The organism is Brachybacterium horti (assembly GCF_054777615.1).
The window spans coordinates 247487-267534 of the sequence record NZ_BAAHAM010000003.1 but is presented as its reverse complement, the minus strand read 5'-3'; the positions used below and the strand labels follow the sequence as shown (position 1 = coordinate 267534).

Annotated in this window: 20 protein-coding genes; 11 read left to right on the top strand and 9 right to left on the bottom strand. The window is 73.8% G+C overall.

Annotated features, from left to right (window positions below):
• Nucleotides 1-19 precede the first annotated feature (19 nt).
• Entirely contained in the window at nt 20-733 is a 714-nt protein-coding gene (locus ACYVAP_RS10625) for a winged helix-turn-helix domain-containing protein (RefSeq protein WP_498860615.1), read from the bottom strand.
• A 152-nt stretch (nt 734-885) separates the two neighbouring features.
• On the opposite strand from ACYVAP_RS10625, the gene ACYVAP_RS10620 reads away from it, so the two are divergent.
• Together ACYVAP_RS10620 and ACYVAP_RS10615 are read left to right on the top strand one after the other, a co-directional pair.
• Nucleotides 886-1155: a hypothetical protein gene (locus ACYVAP_RS10620; protein WP_498860614.1), complete on the top strand. Its 270-nt coding sequence runs from the start codon at nt 886-888 to the stop codon at nt 1153-1155.
• 57 nt (nt 1156-1212) lie between these two features.
• Nucleotides 1213-2592: an APC family permease gene (locus ACYVAP_RS10615; RefSeq protein WP_498860613.1), complete on the top strand. Its 1380-nt coding sequence runs from the start codon at nt 1213-1215 to the stop codon at nt 2590-2592.
• A 10-nt stretch (nt 2593-2602) separates the two neighbouring features.
• On the opposite strand, the gene ACYVAP_RS10610 is transcribed toward ACYVAP_RS10615, so the two are convergent.
• The gene (locus tag ACYVAP_RS10610; RefSeq protein WP_498860612.1) at nt 2603-3556 is read right to left on the bottom strand and encodes a hypothetical protein; all 954 of its coding nucleotides are present in this window, start codon (nt 3554-3556) and stop codon (nt 2603-2605) included.
• 48 nt (nt 3557-3604) lie between these two features.
• On the opposite strand from ACYVAP_RS10610, the gene ACYVAP_RS10605 reads away from it, so the two are divergent.
• The 6 genes from ACYVAP_RS10605 to ACYVAP_RS10580 all read left to right on the top strand — a co-directional run bounded on the left by ACYVAP_RS10605 (nt 3605) and on the right by ACYVAP_RS10580 (nt 9026).
• Nucleotides 3605-5386 (top strand): FAD/NAD(P)-binding protein, encoded by a 1782-nt coding sequence (locus tag ACYVAP_RS10605; RefSeq protein ID WP_498860611.1) that lies wholly within the window; start codon nt 3605-3607, stop codon nt 5384-5386.
• The gene (gene dapE / locus ACYVAP_RS10600; RefSeq protein WP_498860610.1) at nt 5383-6519 is read left to right on the top strand and encodes a succinyl-diaminopimelate desuccinylase; all 1137 of its coding nucleotides are present in this window, start codon (nt 5383-5385) and stop codon (nt 6517-6519) included. The genes ACYVAP_RS10605 and dapE overlap by 4 nt, the downstream gene beginning before the upstream one ends.
• A 10-nt stretch (nt 6520-6529) precedes the next feature.
• The gene (locus tag ACYVAP_RS10595; RefSeq protein ID WP_498860609.1) at nt 6530-7828 is read left to right on the top strand and encodes a polysaccharide deacetylase family protein; all 1299 of its coding nucleotides are present in this window, start codon (nt 6530-6532) and stop codon (nt 7826-7828) included.
• A gap of 23 nt (nt 7829-7851) precedes the next feature.
• Nucleotides 7852-8607: an LOG family protein gene (locus ACYVAP_RS10590; RefSeq protein WP_498860608.1), complete on the top strand. Its 756-nt coding sequence runs from the start codon at nt 7852-7854 to the stop codon at nt 8605-8607.
• The gene (locus ACYVAP_RS10585; RefSeq protein WP_168198113.1) at nt 8604-8777 is read left to right on the top strand and encodes a hypothetical protein; all 174 of its coding nucleotides are present in this window, start codon (nt 8604-8606) and stop codon (nt 8775-8777) included. The genes ACYVAP_RS10590 and ACYVAP_RS10585 overlap by 4 nt, the downstream gene beginning before the upstream one ends.
• Before the next feature lie 78 nt (nt 8778-8855).
• Nucleotides 8856-9026 (top strand): DUF3117 domain-containing protein, encoded by a 171-nt coding sequence (locus tag ACYVAP_RS10580; RefSeq protein WP_137771188.1) that lies wholly within the window; start codon nt 8856-8858, stop codon nt 9024-9026.
• A gap of 74 nt (nt 9027-9100) precedes the next feature.
• On the opposite strand, the gene ACYVAP_RS10575 is transcribed toward ACYVAP_RS10580, so the two are convergent.
• Nucleotides 9101-9754 (bottom strand): O-methyltransferase, encoded by a 654-nt coding sequence (locus ACYVAP_RS10575; RefSeq protein ID WP_137771187.1) that lies wholly within the window; start codon nt 9752-9754, stop codon nt 9101-9103.
• Between the two features lie 146 nt (nt 9755-9900).
• Here ACYVAP_RS10575 and ACYVAP_RS10570 point away from each other — a divergent pair, with 146 nt between their 5' ends.
• On the top strand, nt 9901-10311 hold the full coding sequence (locus ACYVAP_RS10570; protein WP_259360330.1) for a twin-arginine translocase TatA/TatE family subunit: 411 nt from the start codon (nt 9901-9903) through the stop codon (nt 10309-10311).
• A 34-nt stretch (nt 10312-10345) separates the two neighbouring features.
• Here the strand turns inward: ACYVAP_RS10570 and ACYVAP_RS10565 are convergent, their stop codons facing one another.
• Genes ACYVAP_RS10565 through ACYVAP_RS10550 form a run of 4 tightly spaced genes read right to left on the bottom strand, consistent with a single transcriptional unit; the run spans nt 10346 to nt 14954 of the window.
• Nucleotides 10346-11494 carry a P-loop NTPase gene (locus ACYVAP_RS10565; RefSeq protein WP_498860607.1) on the bottom strand — a complete coding sequence of 383 codons (1149 nt, stop codon included), beginning with the start codon at nt 11492-11494 and terminating at the stop codon, nt 10346-10348.
• Nucleotides 11491-12105 carry a DUF1003 domain-containing protein gene (locus ACYVAP_RS10560; protein WP_498860606.1) on the bottom strand — a complete coding sequence of 205 codons (615 nt, stop codon included), beginning with the start codon at nt 12103-12105 and terminating at the stop codon, nt 11491-11493. Before ACYVAP_RS10560 ends, ACYVAP_RS10565 begins: the two co-directional genes overlap by 4 nt.
• 3 nt (nt 12106-12108) lie before the next feature.
• Nucleotides 12109-13416 carry a magnesium transporter MgtE N-terminal domain-containing protein gene (locus tag ACYVAP_RS10555; RefSeq protein WP_137771183.1) on the bottom strand — a complete coding sequence of 436 codons (1308 nt, stop codon included), beginning with the start codon at nt 13414-13416 and terminating at the stop codon, nt 12109-12111.
• Entirely contained in the window at nt 13413-14954 is a 1542-nt protein-coding gene (locus ACYVAP_RS10550) for an aminopeptidase P family protein (protein ID WP_498860605.1), read from the bottom strand. The genes ACYVAP_RS10555 and ACYVAP_RS10550 overlap by 4 nt, the downstream gene beginning before the upstream one ends.
• A 37-nt stretch (nt 14955-14991) precedes the next feature.
• Between ACYVAP_RS10550 and ACYVAP_RS10545 the strand changes: the two genes are divergently transcribed.
• Both ACYVAP_RS10545 and ACYVAP_RS10540 read left to right on the top strand, forming a co-directional pair.
• The gene (locus tag ACYVAP_RS10545) at nt 14992-15888 is read left to right on the top strand and encodes a PHP domain-containing protein (protein ID WP_498860604.1); all 897 of its coding nucleotides are present in this window, start codon (nt 14992-14994) and stop codon (nt 15886-15888) included.
• Complete coding sequence (locus tag ACYVAP_RS10540; protein WP_137771180.1) at nt 15870-16499, top strand: MarC family protein; 630 nt, start codon at nt 15870-15872, stop codon at nt 16497-16499. The genes ACYVAP_RS10545 and ACYVAP_RS10540 overlap by 19 nt, the downstream gene beginning before the upstream one ends.
• Nucleotides 16500-16594: 95 nt before the next feature.
• Here ACYVAP_RS10540 and ACYVAP_RS10535 read toward each other — a convergent pair whose 3' ends face one another.
• Together ACYVAP_RS10535 and ACYVAP_RS10530 are read right to left on the bottom strand one after the other, a co-directional pair.
• Nucleotides 16595-18409, bottom strand: coding sequence for a DEAD/DEAH box helicase (locus ACYVAP_RS10535; protein ID WP_498860603.1), 1815 nt, complete (start codon nt 18407-18409; stop codon nt 16595-16597).
• A 1-nt stretch (nt 18410) separates the two neighbouring features.
• The gene (locus ACYVAP_RS10530) at nt 18411-20045 is read right to left on the bottom strand and encodes a metallophosphoesterase (RefSeq protein ID WP_498860602.1); all 1635 of its coding nucleotides are present in this window, start codon (nt 20043-20045) and stop codon (nt 18411-18413) included.
• Nucleotides 20046-20048 lie beyond the last annotated feature (3 nt).

Here is a 20048-nt window from a genome sequence, read left to right as displayed (position 1 = left end):
GGACGTGTGCGCGAACGGGTCAGCCCCTCGACGGGCGGGGTGCGTGGGCGAGTGCGAAGAGCAGCTGGAAGGTCTCGAGGGGATCGTCCGGGTCCTGGTCGGTCTCGAGGTCGACGCCCTCGGCGTCACGGTTCATGTCCTTGAACCGGAGGATGGCCTCGTCGACGGTGCCGACGAGCTCCCGCGCCTGGGCCCGCGTCAGGCGGACGGTCGTGCCGAACAGCGAGCCGTCCCCGGGTCGGGCGAGCGGGTTCTCCTGGTGGTGGGCCATCTCCGCGATCCACGCCGAGCGCATCCAGTCGAACATGGCGAGGCTCGTGGCGCGGGAGGCGTCGAGGTAGGCCGGGTCGGTCGCGGCGGGGTCGTTCGCCGGAGCCGTGCGGAAGTCGTTCGTCGCGAGCTTCCAGACGCGGTCGCGGCGGTCCCGTGCCGCCTCCGGCGCCTCGACGACGACTCCGCCGCGCGCGAGGGTGCGCAGGTGGTAGCTCACGGAGTTCGGCGGGATGCCGAGGTCGGCGGCGAGGTCCGCGGCGCGCGCGGTGCCTCGTCGTCCGAGGGCCTCGGTGAGGGAGATGCGCAGCGGGTGGGCCATGGCCCGCAGCTGCTCGCGGGTCGCGTGCTCGGGTGCCGTCGGGGGGTCCGGCGGGGTGGGGGGCTCCGGGGCGACGGGCCGGGTCGGCGGAACGGGCGCGTCGGGTGCGCCGGTGGGGGCCGACGGGTCCGTGGAGCTCATGGGCACCTCCGTGGGGTGGTCGGGACAGGAGCGTCCGATGCCCGCACTCTACTCACCGTCTGTTGCGCAAGAACTATTGCGCAAAGAATGGTGCGGGACTATGGTCCGGAGGAGCGGGCGACCACCGCGCCGCCTCACGGAAGGAGAGGGCCATGGAGCGGACCCTGCGGACCTCGATCCCGGGACCGGGCGCCGACCTCACGGCTCCGGTGCCCGGCCTCCCGCTCGTCGTCGAGGAGGGGACGCCGGCCCGCCCGCCCGATCAGGCACCGCCGAGCACGGCGTTCGGCATCGTGCTGACGGCCCTGCGCGGCGGCCCCGGGGGCGCGGCGTCCCGCCGCCGCCGGCGTGCGCACCGCGAGCGCCAGGCGGCCGAGCAGGCGGAGCGCCTGCTGCGCGTCGGGCTCCACCGCCTGCGCTGAGCGCATTCCCCTCGAGGCTCGCGACGGGTCACCGGCGCGGAGCAGAATGGCCGCACCATGACTGCAGACCCCACCCCCGCACCCGCCGTCCCTGCCGCCGGGCAGTCGGCCCTGCGCCGCGAGATCGGCTTCGGCCAGCTCGTCGCCTACGGCCTCGTCTTCATCGGCCCCGCCGCGGCGGTGGGGGTCTTCGGGACCCTCGACGCCCACTCCGGCGGCGTCGTCCCCGTCGTCTACCTCGTCGCGACGCTCGCGATGGCGCTGACCGCCTCGAGCTACGTCGTCATGTCCCGCGCCGTGCCGCGGGCAGGATCCGTCTTCGCCTACGCGAGCGAGGGGATCGGCCCGCGCGTGGGGCACATGGCCGGCTGGATGATGCTGCTGGACTACCTGCTCATCCCCTCCGTCGCGTATCTCTTCTCGGGGATCGCGCTGAACTCGCTGATCCCCGCCGTGCCGATCTGGGTGTTCGTGCTCGCCGCGGTGGTCCTCACGACCGCGCTGAACCTCTCCGGCGTCAAGGTCACCGCCCGCGTCTCGATGGCCGTCGTGATCGTCGAGGTGGTCGTGCTGCTGATCGTCCTCGCCGCCGCGGCCGGGGTGCTCGCCACCGCCGGGCCCGTGCGCGGCTGGCTCGAGCCGTTCACGGGCGGCGCGGCCGGGATCTCCGTCGCCGCGGTGCTCGGCGCCGTCTCGATCGCGGTGCTGTCCTTCCTGGGCTTCGACGCGCTCGCGACCTTCGCGGAGGAGACCCGCGGGGACTCCCGGGCGATCGGCCGCGCGACCCTCGTGTGCCTCGTGATCATCGGCGTGCTGTTCATGGCGCAGACCTACGTGGGCGCCCTGCTCAGCCCCACGAGCGCCGAGGAGCTCGCCGCGCACCCCGAGCTGCAGGGCGACGCCTACTACGCGATGGTCGACTCCGCGCTCGGCTCCACGCTCCACGGTGCGCTCGCCGTCGCGAAGGCCGTGGGTGCCGCGTTCTCCGCCCTCGTGGGGCAGGCCGCCGCCTCCCGCGTGCTCATGGACATGGGCCGCTCCGGCTCGCTCCCGAAGGGCCTCGCGCGGGTCTCGCCGCGCACCGGCGCGCCGCTCGTGGGGACGCTCGTCGCCGCGGGCGGCAACGTCGCCGTCGCCCTGTGGGCGGCGACCCGGGCCGACGGCCTCGACCACGTCGTCTCCGTGGTCGACGTCGGCGCGCTGACCGGCTTCGTGGTCCTCCACGTCTCGGTGATCGGGTTCTTCGCGGTGCGGCGCCGGGGAGGGGGAGTCGACCCGCTGCGCCACGTCGTGATCCCCGTGCTCGGGGCGCTCGTGCTGCTCGCCGTGCTCGTGAGCGCCTCCGCGATCGCGCTGATCGTCGGCGGCCTGTGGGCGGTGATCGGGCTCGTGATCCTGCTCGTGCGGGGCGTCGGCCGCCGACGAGAGCCCGCCTGAGCGGGTCCGCTCAGACCGCCTCGTCACCGCCCGGCTCCCCGGCGGGGGGATCCTCGTCGAACCAGCCCTCGGCCCGCCACTCGATCGCCTGGCCCCGGCGCAGCAGCAGCTCGGTGCGCCGGGAGCGGAGGGCGCCGAGAGCGACCACCACGACCAGACCCACCGCTCCCGCGACGAGCAGGGTGAGCGTCGGGGCGAGGCCCAGCAGGCCCTCGCGCAGCAGCAGGTCCACGAGCAGCAGCGCGGCGCCCACGAACACCGAGAGCACCGAGGCGACCAGGAGCGCGCCGAGACCCAGCGAGATCGCGAGCTCGGTCGGGGCGGAGGCCCGCTGCAGGGGGTGGCGCACGGGCACGCCCCGGCCCAGCTGCCCGGGCCGGGCGACCGCCCAGTCGAGCATCGCCCTCGAGCGACGGTGCACGGCGAGCGAGGCCGCGACCGCCGCGACCACGAGCGCGAGGGCCGCAACCGCGAGCAGCGGCCCGATCCGCACGGCGAGCTCCGCGGGCGGTGCCGGGTCCCGCAGGACCGTCACCGCCGCGAGGACCACGAGCAGCAGCAGGGCGGTGACGGCCACGCCCTCGAGGACCCGCAGCCCCGTCTGCCGCGCGGCGTCCTCCGCGTGCGCGGCCGCGTCGATCTCGTCGCCGACGGGCTCCGCGCCCTCCTCGAGCACCACCCGCCGCTCCTCGGCGAGACGCGCCACGAACACGTCGAGGTCGCCGACGGCCCGCAGGCTCGGGGCGTACCGCTCGCGCTGAGCAGGGGAGAGCCAGGCGGCGAGCACGGTCGCGTCCGCCGCCGCGCGGTCCCGCGGCTGGGCGTCGGAGGCCGCCTCCGCGCGCAGCCGCGCCGTCTGCCGGCGCATGGCCGCGCCGAGCTCCGGCCCGCCGGCCGCGTGCCTGAGGTGCCGGGCCGATCCCGTCGGCCCCGTCGGATGCGTCGACCCCGTCGTCCCGCTCATGCGTCACATCGTCGCAGACCATCCGCCGATCCGCGCGATACTGGGCGGATGACCGCGAGCTCCGATTCCCCCGCCCCGCTCAGGACGGTGGCCGTCGTCGGCGCCGGGCCCCGGGGCACGGCGATCGTCGAGCGCCTCGTCGCCGCCTCGACGCTGCCCGACTGGCAGGGCCGCCTCACCGTCCACCTCATCGACCCGCACGTGGGCCTCGGCGGGGCGGTGTGGCGCCACGACCAGTCCGAGGTGCTGCTGATGAACACCGCGACCTGCCAGACCACGATGTACCCGGACCCGTCCTGCCACCCGCGGCTTCCCGTGCCCCGCAGCGAGACGCTCGCCGATCACCTCGCCGGCGAGGGCCTCGCCCCCGCGGACATCGCCTCCCGCGCCGCGCACGGCCGCTACCTCGCCCACGTGCTCGACACCGCCCAGGCCGACGCCGACCCCGCCCGGCTGCGGATCGTGCGCCACACGGCGGAGGCCGTCGACGTGACCGGTGCGCCCGACGGCCCCCAGCGGGTGCGCCTCGACGACGGTCGCGTGCTCGCCGCCGACGCCGTCGCCCTCCCGCTCGGCCACCTCTCCACGGCGCTCGGCCCCCGCTCCCAGCAGTACGCCGACGCCGCCGACCGCCACGGCCTCGTGCACGTGGGCCCCGCGAACCCGCTCGAGGTGGACTACCGGCGGCTGCTGGGCCGCGAGGCGATCGCCGTCGCCGGCATGGGCCTGAACTTCTACGACATGATCGGCATGCTCACCGAGACCGCGGGCGGCCGCTTCGTGCCCGATCCGGACTCCGCGGCGGGGCTCCGGTACGAGCGCGGCGGCGACGAGCCGCTGCTCGTCGTCGGCTCCCGCTCCGGCATGGTCTACCGGCCCAAGCCCGACCTCCGCCCCGCGCTGCCCGAGCCGTACACCCCGCAGGTGCTCACCTCCGAGCGCGTCCTCGAGCTCGCCGTCCGCAGCGCCGGCGTGGACCACGAGCGCGACGTCATGCCGCTCATCCTCGCCGAGCTGCGCCGCGCCCTCCAGGGCATCGGGGAGGACGAGCTCTCGACCGACGAGGCCCTCATCCACCTGCTGTTCCCCTTCGGCCGCCGCGGCGGGGTCACCGACGACGCGCACCGACGCACCCGGGACGCGCTCCGCGGGGCGCTCGCCGCGGCCGCCCGCCCCGACCCCGTCTGGCTGCTCGTCTTCCGCGTGCTCGTCGCGATGCGGGTGCAGGTCAACCGGCTCATCGACCTCGGCGCCTATACGACCGAGAGCCTGCGCCGCGACATCGACGGGCACCTGCGCAACGCCTTCGCCTCCTGGGCCTCCGGCCCGCCCGTGCTGCGCGTGCGCCAGCTCGTCGCCCTCGAGGAGACCGGGCTCGTGCGCTTCCTCGGTCCGCGCATGCACGTCGACATCGACGAGGAGGCCGGGCGCTTCGCGGTGCGCGGCGGTGAGAACCCGCCCGTGCTGTGCGACGGCGTGTTCGAGGCGCACCTGCCGCCCGTGGACCTGCCCGCCTATCGCAGCCCGCTCCTGGGCGCGTGGCGCGAGCGCGGCGAGGTGCGCAAGGACTCCTGGGCCTCGCGCGGCAGCGGCACCCGCGTGCTCACCGGCTCGATCGAGGTGGACGGCCTGTACTGCCCGATCGCCGTGGACGGCACCGTCCACGAGCGGCGCCTGCTCACCGGGGTGCCCGTCTCCACCGCGCAGCCGGGATCCGCGATCACCGCCGCTCCCGGCACCTCCCCGCAGCTGCTGCAGCACGCCGAGGCGGTCGCCCTGCGCCTCGCCGCGCACGCCGGCGCGCTCGAGGAGCCGCTCGTGGCACGATGACGGGCATGCCCGTCACCCCCGCCGCTCCCGCCCCCGTCCTCGACCCCTTCGCCGACATCGTCGACCTCACGGCCGCGATCGTCGACGTCCCCAGCGTCTCCGGCGACGAGAGGGCCCTCGCCGACGCCGTCGAGCAGGCGCTGCGCACGCACGCCCCGCACCTCGAGGTGATCCGCGACGGCGACACGGTCATCGCCCGCACCGACCGGGGCCTCGACCGCCGGGTGCTGCTCGCCGGCCACCTCGACACCGTCCCGATCGCGGACAACCTCCCCTCCCACCGACGGGAGCGGGACGGCCGCGAGGAGCTCGTGGGCCGCGGCAGCTGCGACATGAAGGGCGGGGTCGCCGTGCTGCTCGCCCTCGCCGTGCGCGCCGACGCCGCCCCCGTCGACCTCACCTGGGTCTTCTACGACCACGAGGAGGTCGCCGCGGCGGACAACTCCCTTACCCGCCTCGCCGCCGAGCGCCCCGAGCTGCTGCAGGCGGACTTCGCGATCCTCGGCGAGCCCACCTCCGCGGGCGTCGAGGGCGGCTGCAAGGGCACGATGAAGCTCGAGGTCACCGCCCGCGGCATCGCCGCCCACTCCGCGCGCGACTGGGTGGGCGACAACGCCATCCACCACCTCGCCCCCGTTCTCGGCCGGCTCGCCGGCTACGAGGCCCGCCGCGCGGTGATCGACGGCCTCGAGTACCGCGAGTGCCTCAACGTCGTCGCGATCTCCGGAGGCATCGCCGGGAACGTCATCCCCGACCGCGCGAGCGCGACCCTCAACTACCGCTTCGCCCCGGACACGAGCGTCGCGCAGGCGGAGGCCCACGTGCGCGAGGTGCTCTCCGGACTCGACGTCACCATCGAGGTGACCGATGCCGCCGCCGGCGCGCTGCCGGGGCTGGACACCCCCGCCGCCCGCGACTTCCTCGCCGCGATCGGGGAGGGGACGAGCGTCGCCGCGAAGCAGGGCTGGACCGACGTCGCCCGCTTCTCGGCGCTCGGCACGCCCGCCGTGAACTTCGGTCCCGGGGACCCGCTGCTCGCCCACACCGACGACGAGCACGTGCCCACTGCGGACCTCCGACACGCCCTCGCCGGGCTCGCGCGATTCCTCGGCACGGAGGTGCCCACCGCGTAGCGTGACGGGCATGAGAGCGCTGACCCGCCGCACGCTGACGACCTCTCTGATGGTGGCCGCGCTCGCCGGCTGCACCGACGGCTCCGGATCGGACCCCGGCTCCGGGTCCGACGCCGGCGGGGCCTCGGACTCCACGGCGGCGCCCGCCGCGGGCGGCGCCGCCCCCGATCCCGCGGCGAAGCTCGCCACCGCGACCCGCCAGGCCGACCAGTTCGACTACGACGCCGCCCTGGACACCGTGGACGGGGTCGACGGGAAGGACGCCGAGGACCTCCGCACCCGCTGCCACGAGGAGAAGGACGCCCTCGTCCCGTGGCCCGAGGGCGAGCCCGTCAGCCACCTCTTCTTCCACAGCCTGATCGTGGACCCCTCCCGCGCCTTCGACGGCGACGACAAGGAGCAGGGCTACGACGACTACATGTGCACGATCCCCGAGTTCACCGCCGTCATCGAGAGGATGCACGAGGACGGCTACGTCCTCATCAGCCCCCACGACCTCGCCGAGCCCGCCGAGGACGGCACCATGCGGCCGCGCGAGCTGCTGCTCCCCGAGGGCCGCACCCCGCTCGTGCTCTCGCAGGACGACGTCTCCTACTACGAGTACATGGACGGCGACGGCTTCGCCGCGGACCTCCACCTCGACGCCGACGGCGCCGTCCGCAGCCGCTACGTCGACGCCGACGGGACCGAGCACGAGGGCGCCTACGACATGGTCCCCCTGCTCGACGACTACCTCGAGCAGAACCCCGGCTTCTCCTACCGCGGCCGCAAGGGCATCATCGCGCTCACCGGCTACAACGGGATCCTCGGCTACCGCTCCTCGCCCCGCGAGTACGGCGAGGACCCCGACGCGCTCTCCGCGGCGCGGGACGCCGCCGCCGAGGTCGCGGGCGCGCTCACCGACTCCGGCTGGGAGATCGCGAGCCACACCTGGGGCCACATCGACATGGGGGAGAAGCCGCTCGAGAAGGTCGACGCGGACCTGCAGCGCTGGGACGAGGAGGTGGGCACCCTCGTGGGGGAGACGGACCTGCTCATCTACCCCTTCGGCGCTGACATCGCCGGCCCCGAGCAGTACGAGGAGGGCGACGTCCGCTACCGGCGCCTCCGCGACCATGGCTTCGCCTACTTCTTCACCGTCGACGGCTCCACCCTCGCCTGGCAGCAGCGCCACGGCGAGTACTTCCGCCAGGCGCGGATGAACATCGACGGCATCCGGCTGCGGGCCACGGCGGCGGGGGAGGAGCACGTGCTGGATCCCCTGCTCGACGCCGGCGCGATCCTGGATCCCGCCCGCCCCGGCCTCTAGGGTCCAGCCGCTACCCTCGGCCCATGAGCGCATCCGACGAGAACGCCCACCGCAAGGGCCCCATCACGCTGCGCGGGCGACAGCGTCCCGACCGCACCACCGACCAGCGCCTGCTCGAGGACTCGGGTCCGGGGGACTGGGTGCACGGCGACCCCTGGCGGGTGCTGCGCATCCAGTCCGAGTTCGTCGAGGGGTTCGGCGCGCTCGCCGAGCTCGGCCCCGCGGTCTCGATCTTCGGCTCCGCGCGCGTCGCGCCGGACCACCCGGACTACCGCTGCACCGGGGAAATCGCGCGCGGCCTCGTGGAGATGGGCTACGCCGTGATCACCGGCGGCGGGCCCGGGATCATGGAGGCCGGCAACCGCGGCGCCCGCGAGGCCGGCGGGGTGAGCGTGGGGCTCGGCATCGAGCTGCCCCACGAGCAGGGGATGAACGCCTATGTCGACCTCGGCGTCGACTTCCGCTACTTCTTCGCCCGCAAGACGATGTTCGTGAAGTACTCGAGCGGCTTCGTCGTCATGCCCGGCGGACTGGGCACCCTCGACGAGCTGTTCGAGGCCCTCTGCCTCATGCAGACCCACAAGATCTCGATGTTCCCCGTGGTGCTCGTGGGCCGCGCCTACTGGCAGGGCCTCATCGACTGGATCTCCACGACGCTCGTGGAGCGCGGCATGATCGCCCCGACCGACCCCGACCTGCTGCGGGTCGTGGACACGGCGGAGGAGGCGCTCGCCGTGCTGCGGGAGGCCTCCCGCCGCGAGGAGGAGTCCGGCCGATGACCGCCGCGAGCCCCATGGTGATCCTGCTGCTGCTCGTCGCGATCGGCGTCGCGGTGGCCTTCGTGGGCATCGCGACCGGCCGGTTCGGGGGCGGGATCGCCCTCCCGCCGAGGCCCCCGCGGCGCTCCCGACGGGCGCGGCGCACGACCAGTGGTCAGGACCTGAGATAATAGCCACCGTACCCGCGCTGCCCGAGGTCCCGTCCGGGGGATCGTACGAGAGGCAGCGACAGCACAAGGAGGCACGCCATGGCTGCTATGAAGCCGCGCACCGGTGACGGTCCGCTCGAGGTCGTCGAGGAGAGCCGCAGCATCATCATGCGCGTTCCGCTCGAGGGGGGCGGTCGCCTGGTCGTCGAGATCGCCGCGTCCGAGGCGGTCGAGCTGCGTGATGCGCTCGAGGGCGTCATCAAGGAGTGATCCCTGACGAAGGGGCCCCGCACCATCCGGTGCGGGGCCCCTTCGTCATGCCCGGCGGTGGGCGGTGAGGCGGCTCAGGGGCGCAGCACCGCGGCGAGCACGCCGTCGCCGCTGCCGGTGAGCGCGGTGACGAGATCCTCCGCCTCGGTGACGGCCTTCAGCAGCTCGCGCACCGCGCGGGTGCTCGCGTCGCGCGCGGCGGGATCCGCGACGCGGTCGTGGAACAGCGCGTGGGGGATGACGAGCACGCCGCCCGGGCGCAGCAGTCGGCGGGCGTGCTCGAGCAGGTCCAGGGCGTGCGGGGCGTGCGCGGGGAACGAGACGAGGTCGTAGGCGTGGTCGGTGAGACGGCCGACGACGTCCCGCGGGGCGCCGGCGATCGTGCGCACGCGCGGCCCGCGGATCCTCGCCTCCGCGAAGGACTCGCGCGCGGCGCGCTGGTTCTCGACCTCGGGATCGATCGTGGTGAGCACCCCGTCCGGGTGCATCCCCGCGAGGAGGTAGAGGGAGCCGACGCCGGCCCCGGTGCCGATCTCCACCGCGGAGCGCGCCTGCACCGCGGCCGCGAGCACGCGCATCAGCGCGCCGGCCCCCGGCAGGACGGGTGTCGCCCCGAGCTCCGCACCGCGCTCGCGGGCCCGCTCGAGGACCCCGGCATCGGCGAACAGCCCCGCCTCGTCGACGAACTCCTCGCCGTGGGCCCAGCTGGCCACCTTTCCCGACGCCATCGCGCTTCCTTCCCCGTGTCCGGACAGTCGCCTAAGGGTACGACAGGCACGGCCGGCACCCAGCCTCCGCACCCTCTCCCTCTGCCATAATGGGCCGGCAGGACACGTGCACGACCGTGCGCGCGAGGATCAGGACAGGTGACGACGTGACGTTCTTCGGGATCGGCGGCTGGGAGTTCATCGTCATCCTGCTCATCTTCGTGCTGATCGTCGGTCCGCAGCGCCTGCCCGAGTACACGCGCAACGTCGTGCGCTGGGTGCGCCAGGCCCGCCGCTGGGTCGAGGACTCGCGGGCGACGGTCGAGGACGAGATGGGCATCGCCATCGACGACCTCCGCAAGTACGACCCGCGTCAGTACGATCCGCGTCGCATCATCCGCGAGGCCTGGGGCGACACGAGCCCCGAGGACCTGCTCCCGTCCAAGGAGGCCCTCGCGATCGGCACCGGGGCGGCCGCCGCCGGTGCGGGCGCCAAGCGCAAGCCCTCCGGCAGCGCCAAGAAGTCCGCCAAGGACGCGGCCCCGCAGGGCACCCCCTGGGACCCCGAGGCCACCTGATCCGCGGCTGAGCCCGCCCCTCGGGGCGGGAGCCTCATCGCCGCGAGACCGAGAGCGGCAGCTTCATCCCCGTCAGGCCGCGCGGCCGGTGCGTGAGCGCGCGCGCGACGTCCCGCAGCGCGATCGCCGCCGGGTTCTCGGGATCGGAGACCACGAGCGGCAGGCCCGTGTCCGCGCCGTGCCGCAGCGCCGGCTCGAGCGGGATCCGGCCCAGCACCGGCACCGGATGCTCCACGGCGCCCGCGAGGGTCGCCGCCACGCGGTCCCCGCCCCCGGAGCCGAAGACGTCCATGACCGTGCCGTCGGGCAGGGTCAGCCCCGCCATGTTCTCGACGACCCCGGCGATCTCCTGCTCCGTGGAGGTGGCGAGCGAGCCCACCCGCTCCGCGACCGCGGCCGCGGACTGCTGCGGGGTCGTCACGACGACCATCTGCGCGCTCGGCAGGAGCTGCGCCACGGAGATCGCGACGTCGCCCGTCCCGGGCGGGAGGTCCAGCAGGAGCACGTCGAGGTCGCCCCAGAAGACGTCCGAGGCGAACTGCTCGATCGCCCGGTGCATCTTCGGGCCGCGCCACACGACGGCCTGCCCCTCGGGGACGAACATGCCGATGCTCATGACGGCGACGCCGTGCGCCTGCGGCGGCATGAGGAGGTCGGAGACCTTCGTCGGCTGCTCGGTGATGCCGAACATGCCGGGCATCGAGAAGCCGTGGATGTCCGCGTCGATGACGCCCACCCGCAGGCCGTCCGCCGCCATCGCGGCGGCGAGGTTCGCGGTGACCGTCGACTTGCCGACGCCGCCCTTGCCCGAGGAGATCGCGAGGATCCGCGTGAGCGAGCCGGGCTGGTTGAAGGGGATCTGACGGCGGCCCTGGCGCAGGCGGGCCGTGAGCTCGCGGCGCTGCTCCTCCGTCATCGCGGAGGTCGAGACCTCCACCCGGGTCAGGCCCGGCACGGTCGCGGTCGCCTCCGCGGCGTCCCGTTCGATGCGGTCCCGCATGGGGCAGCCCTCGATGGTCACGAGGACCTTCACGGTCGCCGCGCCGTCGGCGTCGACCTGCACGTCCTCGACCATGCCGAGCTCCGTGATGGGCCGGTGGATCTCCGGGTCGATGACGTGCGCGAGGGCCTCGTGGATGAGGGCGACGCGCTCGTCACCGCCCGTGGTGTCGGTGGTGCTCATCGCTGCTCCTTCTCCGTCGCGGGCTCTCCGGCCCCGCGGCCCGTGCCCGGTCCGTCCGTGGTGCCGAGCGCCGCGGCGATCTCCTCGCGGACGATCCCGCGCATGCGCTCCAGCTCGTCCTCCCGGGAGTCCTCCTCGAGCTCCTCGAGCAGGTCCCGCAGCTCGCCGCGCACGAAGTCGCGGGTCGCGACGTCGTTCAGGGCGAGGCGCAGGCCCGCGATCTCCCGGGTGATGAAGTCCGTCGTCGCATGGTTGCGCTCGTTGGACTGGCGGTCCTGCTCCGCCTGCACGCGGTCGCGGTCGTCCTGACGGTTCTGCGCGAGCAGCAGCAGCGGCGCCGCGTAGGACGCCTGCAGCGACAGGATCAGCGTGAGCAGGGTGAAGTTCATGGCCCGCGGGTCGAACTGCGCGGACTCCGGCATGACGGAGTTCCAGGTCAGCCAGACGGCGCAGATGACGGTCATCCCGACCAGGAAGGCGGGGGTGCCCATCGCGCGGGCGAAGGTCTCGGCCATGCGGCCGAAGGTGTCCCCGGAGAAGGGGCTGCGCGGCAGGAGACGACGGTTCCGGGGTGCCGGGTCGTCGAGGGCGGGAGCGTTCTTCTCCGCCATGGCTCACCCCTTCCTGGTGGCGCGGGCGATCTCGCTGAGGTCGATCTGTCCCGTGGTGGTCATCGGCTCGTCCTGCTCGCGCCAGTCGTCCGGGAGGACGTGGTCCAGCACGTCGTCCACGGTGACCGCGCCCAGCAGGCGGGCGTCGGCGTCGACCACCGGGATCGAGACGAGGTTGTAGGTCGCCATCTCGCGGGTGACCTGCGACAGCTGCATGGTGGGCGGCACCGTGACGGTGTCCTGCGCGATGAGGTCGCCCACGAGGCGGTCGGGGGGTTCTCGCAGCAGCAGCTGGAAGTGCACGATGCCCAGCAGGCGGCCGGTCGGCGTCTCGAGCGGGGAGCGGCACACGTGCACGGTCGAGGCGAGCGCGGGGTGCAGCTCCTCGCGGCTGATCATCGCCAGGCAGTGGGCGACCGGGGTCTCGGGGGAGACGATCAGCGGCTCGGTGGTCATCATGCCGCCCGCGGTGTACTCGTCGTACGCGAGCAGGCGGCGCACGTCCTCAGCCTCCTCGGGCTCCATGAGGCTCAGCAGCTGCGAGGCGACGGACTCGGGGAGCTCCTGGACGAGGTCCGCGGCATCGTCGGGGTCCATGACGTCCAGGACGTCCGCGGCGCGCTTCGCGTCGAGACCGGTGACGACCTCGACGCGGGTGTCCTCGGGCAGCTCCTCGAGGACGTCCGCGAGGCGCTCGTCCGGCAGCTCGTCCGCGAGCTCGACGCGACGCTTGGAGTCCATCTCCTGGAGGATCTCGGCGAGGTTCGCGGGGTTGAGGTCCTGGTAGGAGGCCGCGAGCAGGTGCGCGGACTGCTCCGCCTGGGTCCCGTACAGGCCCGTCACCTCGGAGGGGCGCACGGTCACCGTCTCGCCGCGCGAGACGAGCCGCGAGAGGGACCCGCCGCGGCGGCGGCGCACGTGCAGGCGGGACAGCTCCCAGTCCTGGTGGCGGTTGCGGTCCAGCGCGACGTCCTCGACGGTGCCGGTGCCGGTGCCGTCGAGCAGGGTGACCTCGCGGTCCAGCATGTCGCCGATCACCAGCAGCTCACCGGGGCGCTTCTCGAAGCGGCGCACGTTGATGACGCCGGAGGAGATGACCTGCCCCGGCGAGATCGAGGTGACCCGGGTGGCGGGCAGGAACACGCGCCGCTTCCCGGGCACCTCGACCACGAAGCCGACGGCCCGCGCCTCCCCGCGCGGCTGCGGCATCACCACGACGTCGCGCACCTTCGCCACCGAGTCCCCGATGGGGTCGAAGACGGTGGTGCCGGCGAGGCGGGCCGCGTAGAAGCGCTGGAGGTTGGTGCTCACGCGTTCACACTAGCGATCCAGGCCTCGACCTGGTCGGCTCCGCGGGGTGCGTTGATGGAGAGGTTCTCCACTCCGTCCTCGGTGACGAGGACGTCGTCCTCGATGCGCACGCCGATGCCGCGCAGCTCCTCGGGGACGAGCAGGTCGTTCTCCTTGAAGTACAGCCCCGGCTCGATCGTGAAGACCATGCCGGGAACGAGCTCCGCGTCGAGGTACATCTCGCGCCGCGCCTGCGCGCAGTCGTGGACGTCCATGCCGAGGTGGTGGCTCGTGCCGTGCACCATCCAGCGGCGGTGCCACTGGCCCTCGGGGGAGAGGGACTCCTCGGCGGTGCCGGGGAGCAGGCCCCACTCCTCGAGCGTCGCGGCGACGACCTCCATGGCCCGCGCGTGCAGGTCCCGGAAGCGGATGCCGGGGCGGGCGATCGCGAAGACCGCGTCGGAGGCCTCGAGCACGGCCTCGTACACCTTCCGCTGGGCGGGGGAGAAGGTGCCGGAGACCGGGAGGGTGCGGGTGACGTCGGCCGTGTAGAGCGAGTCGACCTCGACGCCGGCGTCGACGAGCACGAGCTCGTCCCCGCGCACGGCGCCGTCGTTGCGGATCCAGTGCAGGGTGCACGCGTGGTCGCCGGCCGCGGCGATCGTGTCGTAGCCGACCCCGTTGCCCGCGGCGCGCGCGTTCGCCGCGAACACGCCTTCGATGATCCGCTCGCCGCGGGGGTGGCCCACCGTCTCGGGGAGGTGGCGCACGACGTCCTCGAAGCCGCGGAGGGTCGCGTCGACCGCCTCGCGCATCCGCTCGATCTCGAAGGCGTCCTTCACGAGGCGCTGCTCGCTCGCGGCCTCGCGGAGGCGGTCGTTCTCCGCCTCGAGCTCGGTGCCGCCGGGCAGGCCGTTCTGCGAGCGGATCTCGGAGACCATCGTCTCCACGCCCGCGTCGACCCCGGGCATGACGGCGAGGGACAGCTGGGCGCCGACGTCCTTGGCGAGGTGGTCGCGCAGCTCGTCGATGTGCCGCACCTCCACGCCCATGCGCTGGCCGGCCTCGGCGATCGTGAGCCGGCGCCCCACCCACATCTCGCCGTAGCGGGAGTCGGAGAAGAACTCGGCGGAGTCGAAGCCCGCGCGGGGACGGAAGAAGTAGGTCGCCACGGAGCGCTGCGGGTCCTGCGGATCGGGCTCGACGACGAGCACGCTGTCGGGCTCCTCGTCGGTGCCGAGACCCGAGTAGTACGCGAAGGCCGTGTCCGGGCGGAACGGGTAGTCGGTGTCGTTCGAGCGCACCTTCAGCACGCCGGCGGGCAGCACCAGGCGGGTCGACGGGACGGCGGCGACGAGCGCGTCGCGCCGGGCCGGGGTGAAGGCGGCCGACGGGAGCGGCTCCGCCTCCGGCACGGTCTCGTCCCAGCCGGAGGCGATGAAGCGTCGGAACACGTCGTTGGTGGGGCGCTGCGAGCGCGAGTCACCGCGCGAGGCCAGGTCGTCGGCGGAGGGCCCCGCCGCGGGGCCGGATTCGATCTCAGGGTTCTGGGTGTTCACCCCAGGATCGTCCCACACGCCCGACTACGCTGGGGCCATGAGCGATGCTGCTGATCCCGTGCACGACCGCATCGACCTGCATGCGCACTCGACCTGGTCCGACGGCACCCGCGACGTCGGGGAGCTGTTCGAGGACGCGAGGGAAGCAGGTGTGACCGCACTGGCGCTGACCGACCACGACACCACGGCGGGCTGGGCGGAGCTGCCCGACGCCGTGAGGGCGACGGGCGTCGCCGCGGTGCCCGGGATCGAGGTCTCCGCGGAGCACGAGGGACTCAGCGTGCACGTGCTGGCCCTGCTCGTCGACCCCGATCCGGGCTCAGGGCTCGCCGGTGAGATGGCGCGCGCCTGCCGGTCCCGCGCGGAGCGCGCCCGCTCCATGGTCGAGCTCCTGGGACGCGACGTGCCCATCAGCTGGGACCTGGTCCAGGAGCAGGTGGCCGACGAGACCACGGTGATCGGCCGGCCCCACATCGCCGACGCGCTGGTCTCCGCCGGTGTCGTCCCGGACCGCTCCGCGGCCTTCGCGGAGCTGCTGGCCCCCTCGGGGCCCTACTACGTGCCCTACTACGCCCCGTCGCCGACGGCCGTCGTGGAGCTGATCCACGCGGCCGGCGGTGTCGCGGTGATCGCGCACCCCGCCTCGTCGAGCCGCGACGGTGGGCTGCCGCGCGGGCTGCTCGAGGACATGATCGGGGCGGGCCTGGACGGCATCGAGGTGGACCACCGCGAGCACGACGAGGCAGAGCGCACCGCGCTGCTCGAGCTGGCGGACCACCACGGGCTCCTGGTCACCGGCGGCAGCGACTACCATGGCGCGGGCAAACCCAACCGGCTCGGGGAGAACCTCACGCAGTCGGACGTCCTGGCCGCGATCACCCGTCGCGCCACGAGCACCACCGAGGTCATCCGTCCATGGACCTGGTCGACCTGAGCTTCCTCACGGGAGTCTTCGTCACCCTCTTCGTCATCATCGACCCCCCGGGGACGATCCCGATCTTCCTGTCGCTGACGAGCAGCATGACCGCGAAGCAGCGGTCCCGCGCCGCGCTCGTCGCCGTGGGCGTCGCGATGCTCATCATCAGCACCTTCGCCCTGTTCGGCCGGTTCATCCTCGACTACATGCACATCTCGCTGCCGGCGCTGCAGTTCTCCGGCGGCCTGCTGCTGCTCATCATCGCGCTGCAGCTCCTCGCCGGGAAGGAGGGGGAGATGGCCGCGAGCGAGGGCGTGAATGTGGCCCTCGTGCCGCTGGGCACCCCGCTCCTGGGCGGTCCGGGCGCGATCGTCGCGATGATGCTCTTCGTGGACCAGACCGGCGGCGAGGGCCCCCGCATCGCAGCGCTCGTCATCGCGCTCGCCCTCATGGCCGTGGTCATGTACTCGGTGATGCGCTTCTCCGGGATCATCGCCCGCATGCTCGGCAAGGGCGGCGTCACCCTCGTCACCCGCATCTCCGGTGTGCTGCTCGCGGCGATCTCCACGCAGATGATCTTCGACGCCGTGCACTCGTTCATCGAGAGCTGGGGCGTGCTCGGCGCCTGAGGGCCCGCGACCGGACTGCCCGCGACCGGACGAGGGAGGGCCCGGACCACGCTCGCGCGTGATCCGGGCCCTCCCTCGCTGTCCGGTGCCGGGGCTCAGCCCTCGGCGGGAGCCTGGCCCTGCTCGCCACCGGTGCTCGCGCCGCCGTTGCCGCCGCGACCGCGACCGCGGCCGCCGCGCGAGCGACGACGCCGGGGACGATCACCCTGCTCGCCGGAGCCGCCCTCGTGACGGGTGCCCTCGGACGAGGCGCCGGTCGAGCCGGTGCCGCCCTCGGTGACCTCGCCGTTCACCCGGCGCGTGCGGGTGCGGGTGCGCTCGCGGCGCGGACGCTCGCCGCCCTCGGACGGGGCGTCGGAGGAGGCGGGGGCGTCGGTGCGTGCGGGACGGTCCCCGTCCTCGCGGCGGGAGCGGCCTCCCTCGGCCCGGCCGCCGCGACCGCCGCGCTCGCCACGGCCACCGCGACCGCCGCGCTCGGAGCGACCGCCCCGGTCGCCGCGGCCGCCGCGATCACGATCGCGCGGACCCTCGGGGCCGCCGAGGTCCTCGATCTGCTCCGCGTCGAGGCCCGCGCGGGTGCGGGCCTCCTTGGGCAGGGTGCCCTTCGTGCCCGCGGGGATGTCGAGATCGCTGAAGAGGTGGTCCGAGGTGGAGTAGGTCTCGACGGCCTCGGTGGACTCGAGCCCCAGCTGGCGTGCGATGAGGGCCCAGCGCGCGAGGTCCTCCCAGTCCACGAAGGTGACGGCGGTGCCCTTCTTGCCCGCGCGACCGGTGCGACCGGTGCGGTGCAGGTAGGTCTTGTCGTCGTCGGGGCAGTTCCAGTTGACGACGTGCGTGACGTCGTCCACGTCGATGCCGCGGGCGGCGACGTCGGTCGCGACGAGCACGTCGACCTTGCCGTTGCGGAACGCGCGCAGGGCCTGCTCGCGCGCGCCCTGGCCCAGGTCGCCGTGCAGCGGAGCGGCCGCGAAGCCGCGGTCCGCGAGATCGCCGGCGACCTTGTCGGCCTGACGCTTGGTGCGCATGAAGATGATCGTCAGGCCGCGGCCGCGGGCCTGCAGGATCCGCGCCATGACCTCGATCTTGTCGAGCTGGTGCGCACGGTAGACGACCTGCTTGATGTCCGCCTTGGTGCGGGAGACGTCGCCCGGGTCGTGGGCGCGGATGTGCGTGGGCCGACTCATGAAGCGGCGGGCGAGGGCCATGATCGGCCCCGGCATCGTCGCGGAGAAGAGCATCGTCTGGCGCTGCTCCGGCACGGCGCGCAGCAGCTTCTCGATGTCCTCGAGGAAGCCCAGGTCGAGCATCTCGTCCGCCTCGTCGAGCACCGCGGTGCGCACGTGCGAGAGGTCGAGGTACTTCTGGCGCATGAGGTCGATGAGGCGACCCGGGGTCCCGACGACGACCTCGACGCCCTTCTCGAGGGCCTCGATCTGCGGCTCGTACGCGCGGCCGCCGTAGACGGTGAGGATGCGCAACGGGCGCTTCGCGGAGGCGGCGATGAGATCCTCCGCCACCTGCACGGCGAGCTCACGGGTGGGCAGGACCACGAGGGCCTGCGGCTTGCCGATCGGGCGGTCGTCGGGGTTGGGCTCGCCGGGGGCGACGGTGCGCTGCAGCAGCGGCAGGCCGAAGCCGAGGGTCTTGCCCGTGCCGGTCTTCGCCTGGCCGATGATGTCGCGGCCCTTGAGCGCGACCGGCAGGGTGAGGGACTGGATCGGGAAGGGATGGATGATCCCCTTCGCGGCGAGCGCCTCGACGATGTCGCTGCGGACGTCGAAGTCGGCGAAGGTCTGTGCGGGTTCGCCGGAGCTCTGCTCGACGGCGGGGGAGGCCGACACGGCCTCGTCGGTGGTCAGTGTGGTTTCGGGCACCGTTGGACTCTCTGATATACGGATGTGCCCGGCCATCCTATCCTTCGCCGGAATCGCTCGGCCCGGGGAGCGGGCTGGACGGGTCCGTCGGCGTGACGCGCTCCTCGTCCGGGAGCCCCTCGCCGGGGGCGACCTCCTGCTCCGTGGGGACGGGTGTGGCGGGGGTCTCCGCATCCGCGGGGACCTCGAGCTCCGGGGTCTCGGCGGGCATCCGCGTGCGGTGGATCGCGACGGAGACCATGCCCAGGCCGCCCATCGTCACGTCGTCGTAGGAGACCAGCCGGCCCGTGGCCGCGTCGAAGCGCAGCAGCCGCGCCGTGAGGTCGAGCGGCTCCCCGCCCTCGAGGACGGGGCGCACACCGCCCGAGGCGAGCGCGCCGCCCGTGGAGCCGACCGTCAGCCAGTCGGTGCCGGAGCCGTCGCGGTCCAGCTCGACCTTCGAGGTGTGCATGTGCCCGGAGAGGACGAGCGGCACCCGGCCCTCGAGGCCCGCGGGCTGGGTGGGGTCGTGGAGCAGGGCGAGGTCCACCGGGTCCTCGGGATGGGACGCGTCCCAGTCCTCGACGGTGTCGCCCAGCTGGAAGGCGGCTCCGGAGACGGCGTCCTTGCCCGCGGTCCAGCCGCCCTTGTCGGAGTCGTCGTCCGCCGCGAAGCGCGGGTCGCCGATCCCCGCGATCGTCAGGCCCGCCACCTCCGTGACCTGGTTGTCGAGCACGGTCGCGTTCGGCTGGGCGGCGATCACCGCGGAGGTCGCGGCGCCGTCGTGGTTGCCGGAGACGAACACGTAGGGCACGTCGAGCGTGCCGATCCGGGCGACCATGTCGTTCTCCCACGGCGTGCCCCAGGAGATGATGTCGCCGGTGTCGATCACGAGGTCGAGGTCGAACTGGTCGTCGAGCTGGGCGATGACGTCGAAGGCCTGCGGGTTGTCGTGGATGTCGGAGACGTGCAGGACGGTCACGAGATCGGCGTCGGCCCCGGCCGAGGGCAGCGAGTCCGCGGCGATGTACAGCGCGGAGACCTGCCCCACGAACTCCGCGAGCGTCGCCCGGTAGTCCTCGTAGTCGGCGAGGGTGCCCGCGCCGATGTCCGCGACGTTCGCGGCCTCGGAGAGCAGCCCCTCGAAGGTGGGCTGGTACAGCGCCTGCGGCCGGAAGGTCACCACGGTCGCCGCGACGGACAGCGCGACGAGCCCCGCCGCGGAGCCGCCGGCGACCAGGGAGCGGCGCGCCCGGCGGAACGTCAGGGCGACGGCGAGCGCCGCACCGCCCGCGGCGAAGAGGGCGTTCAGCAGCGCGTTGATCACGGCGGCCCGAGTGAGGTCCTCGGGCGCCGTGCGGGCGAGGTCGCTCAGCCCGCTCGCGGAGGAGACCAGCTGCTCGGCCGCGGCCACGTCGACCCCCTGCACGCGCGCCTCGATGCGCACGGGCGCCGTGTGGGTGTCGAAGTGGACCTCGCCGACCGGCGGCAGCAGGATCACGGTGTCCGAGGCGAGGGAGGGGATCAGGTGCACGGACGCGGTCAGCGGCCCCACCTGGGTGGTCGTGGCGGGGACGAGCAGCACCCCGATCACGGCGCCGAGCACGGCCACGACGAGCGTCGCCGCCCGTCGCCGGATCCGCGGGGAGCGGAGCAGACGACGGGCGGCGACGAGGCGGGCCGGTGCGGTCACGCA

What these genes read in the sequence shown, in the direction of transcription:
- ACYVAP_RS10605 (WP_498860611.1), top strand. Translation starts at nt 3,605, where the DNA reads ATGACCGCGAGCTCCGATTCCCCCGCCCCGCTCAGGACGGTGGCCGTC.
- ACYVAP_RS10610 (WP_498860612.1), bottom strand. Translation starts at nt 3,556, where the DNA reads ATGAGCGGGACGACGGGGTCGACGCATCCGACGGGGCCGACGGGATCG.
- ACYVAP_RS10535 (WP_498860603.1), bottom strand. Translation starts at nt 18,409, where the DNA reads ATGGCCGGGCACATCCGTATATCAGAGAGTCCAACGGTGCCCGAAACC.
- ACYVAP_RS10620 (WP_498860614.1), top strand. Translation starts at nt 886, where the DNA reads ATGGAGCGGACCCTGCGGACCTCGATCCCGGGACCGGGCGCCGACCTC.
- ACYVAP_RS10625 (WP_498860615.1), bottom strand. Translation starts at nt 733, where the DNA reads ATGAGCTCCACGGACCCGTCGGCCCCCACCGGCGCACCCGACGCGCCC.
- dapE (WP_498860610.1), top strand. Translation starts at nt 5,383, where the DNA reads ATGACGGGCATGCCCGTCACCCCCGCCGCTCCCGCCCCCGTCCTCGAC.
- ACYVAP_RS10575 (WP_137771187.1), bottom strand. Translation starts at nt 9,754, where the DNA reads ATGGCGTCGGGAAAGGTGGCCAGCTGGGCCCACGGCGAGGAGTTCGTC.
- ACYVAP_RS10540 (WP_137771180.1), top strand. Translation starts at nt 15,870, where the DNA reads ATGGACCTGGTCGACCTGAGCTTCCTCACGGGAGTCTTCGTCACCCTC.
- ACYVAP_RS10565 (WP_498860607.1), bottom strand. Translation starts at nt 11,494, where the DNA reads ATGAGCACCACCGACACCACGGGCGGTGACGAGCGCGTCGCCCTCATC.
- ACYVAP_RS10590 (WP_498860608.1), top strand. Translation starts at nt 7,852, where the DNA reads ATGAGCGCATCCGACGAGAACGCCCACCGCAAGGGCCCCATCACGCTG.
- ACYVAP_RS10595 (WP_498860609.1), top strand. Translation starts at nt 6,530, where the DNA reads ATGAGAGCGCTGACCCGCCGCACGCTGACGACCTCTCTGATGGTGGCC.
- ACYVAP_RS10585 (WP_168198113.1), top strand. Translation starts at nt 8,604, where the DNA reads ATGACCGCCGCGAGCCCCATGGTGATCCTGCTGCTGCTCGTCGCGATC.
- ACYVAP_RS10615 (WP_498860613.1), top strand. Translation starts at nt 1,213, where the DNA reads ATGACTGCAGACCCCACCCCCGCACCCGCCGTCCCTGCCGCCGGGCAG.
- ACYVAP_RS10545 (WP_498860604.1), top strand. Translation starts at nt 14,992, where the DNA reads ATGAGCGATGCTGCTGATCCCGTGCACGACCGCATCGACCTGCATGCG.
- ACYVAP_RS10560 (WP_498860606.1), bottom strand. Translation starts at nt 12,105, where the DNA reads ATGGCGGAGAAGAACGCTCCCGCCCTCGACGACCCGGCACCCCGGAAC.
- ACYVAP_RS10580 (WP_137771188.1), top strand. Translation starts at nt 8,856, where the DNA reads ATGGCTGCTATGAAGCCGCGCACCGGTGACGGTCCGCTCGAGGTCGTC.